At 56.3% G+C, this 1900-nt stretch carries 2 protein-coding genes and 1 pseudogene; all 3 read left to right on the top strand.

Annotation, left to right across the window (positions count from 1 at the left end):
• Positions 1–612: phage portal protein (locus KHQ28_RS04370; protein WP_117135351.1), on the top strand; the 612-nt coding region annotated here is incomplete at its 5' end.
• Between the two features lie 36 nt (positions 613–648).
• Entirely contained in the window at positions 649–1569 is a 921-nt protein-coding gene (locus tag KHQ28_RS04365; protein WP_064147921.1) for a S49 family peptidase, read from the top strand.
• 77 nt (positions 1570–1646) lie between these two features.
• Positions 1647–1900, top strand: a pseudogene (locus KHQ28_RS04360) (phage major capsid protein); the annotation flags it as partial.

Genomic DNA, 1900 nt, shown 5'->3' with positions numbered 1-1900 from the left:
GCGACCATTAAAAGCCAGGATGCTATTGATCGCCTGCTGGCGAAATGGACCGAGCGCCATTCCGGTATTCACAATATGTTCTCTGTGGCATTGCTGCAGGAGGGCATGAGCTACAAACAACTGTCGCAGGATAACGAAAAGGCGCAGCTGCTACAGTCGCGGCAGTGGGGCGTGGAAGAGGTCTGCCGGCTCTATAAAATCCCGCCACATATGGTGCAGATGCTGGCGAAAGCAACCAACAACAACATCGAGCACCAGGGCCTGCAGTTCGTGATGTATACGCTGCTGGCCTGGCTGAAACGCCATGAGGGTGCGCTGCAGCGCGATCTGCTTCTGCCCAGCGAACGCCGCGATTTGTACATCGAGTTCAATGTTTCCGGGCTGCTGCGAGGCGATCAGAAATCACGCTATGAATCTTATGCGCTGGGCCGCCAGTGGGGATGGCTATCCACTAACGATATCCGGCGTATGGAGAATCTGCCGCCAATTGCCGGCGGGGATAAATACCTGACGCCGCTCAATATGGTCGACAGCGCGCAGATCCTTCCTGGCGATAAGTCGCCGACAGCAAAACAGCTGGCCGAAATCGAAACCCTTCTGGCCAGAGCCTGATTATTTCCCGCCGCGCGGGATGACCTGGAAGACAACATGACAACGAAATTAATTAACCTGCCGCACCTGGCAGATATGGTCTTTGGCGTGCCGCATTACGTGACGCGGCAAACAATGGACTCCGTGAAAGCGGTGCTCATCCCCCGTATTCAGGGGATCACCGAAGATGCCGCCATTCAGATGGCATTGAATCCGGGTAAATCACCTGCTGCTGAGCAGGTCCAGCCCACCGGCGGGGTGGCGGTGATCCCCGTTCACGGCATTCTCGTTCCACGCCGGGGGCAGATTACGGCGATGTGCTCCGAGCTGACCAGCTACGAGCGGATCCGCGGGCAGTTGCAGGCGGCGTTAAACGACCCCTCAATCAGCGAAATCGTTCTGGATATTAACTCCGGCGGCGGCGCAGCGGTGGGGTGCAAGGAGCTGGCCGATTACATTTATCAGTCTCGCGATACGAAGCCCATCACGGCGATTGTGAACTACAGCGCGTATTCTGCCGCGTATTTCATCGCATCGGCCTGCAGCAAAATCATCGTCAGCCAGACCAGTGGCGTGGGGTCGATTGGTGTGATCATGGAGCACCTCGATACGTCGAAGATGGAAGAAAAAATGGGGCTGACGTTCACCACCATTTACCGGGGAGATAACAAAAATAACGGCACCCAACATGAACCACTGAGTGAAGAGTCGCTGGGTATGTTCCAGGGCATGATCGACGAAATGTACGAGACGTTTACGGGGTCGGTGGCCGAATATCGCGGCCTGAATCAGCAGGCCGTCATTGATACGCAGGCGGGGCTGTATTTTGGCCCTGGCGCTGTGTCCGCCGGCCTGGCGGATGAAGTCTCTGACCCCCAGGCGGCGATCAATGCTATCGCGGCAAAGTATCAGCAACCCCGACAAAAAACCTCCATTCAGATGCAGGCAGCCGCGATGGACCTGCAAACCAAAATGTAACCCGGCGCAAACACAAACCGCGTCACCTTAAGCAGCCAGCAGGCTGCTTTTTTTATGTCTAAAAAGAGAGAAATCAAATGCCACAGATTGAAGAATTGCGTCGTCAGCGTGCGGGTATCAACGAACAGGTTCAGGCCCTGGCAACCATTGACGCCAGCGGCAGCACGCTGACTGCGGAGCAGCTGACGGAGTTTGCGAACCTGCAGCAGCAGTTCACTGATATCAGCGCCAAAATTGAACGCCTGGAAGCCGCCGAACGTGCTGCGGCGCTGGTCGCAAAACCCGTGAAAGCGACTCAGCAGGCCCCCGGCATTATTGTTAAGCAGGAGCC

The sequence above is a fragment of the Klebsiella sp. 28 genome (genome assembly GCF_018223905.1).
GTDB lineage: Bacteria > Pseudomonadota > Gammaproteobacteria > Enterobacterales > Enterobacteriaceae > Klebsiella > Klebsiella pneumoniae.
This window is presented reverse-complemented; position numbering and strand designations above follow the sequence as displayed.

What these genes read in the sequence shown, in the direction of transcription:
- KHQ28_RS04365 (WP_064147921.1), top strand. Translation starts at nt 649, where the DNA reads ATGACAACGAAATTAATTAACCTGCCGCACCTGGCAGATATGGTCTTT.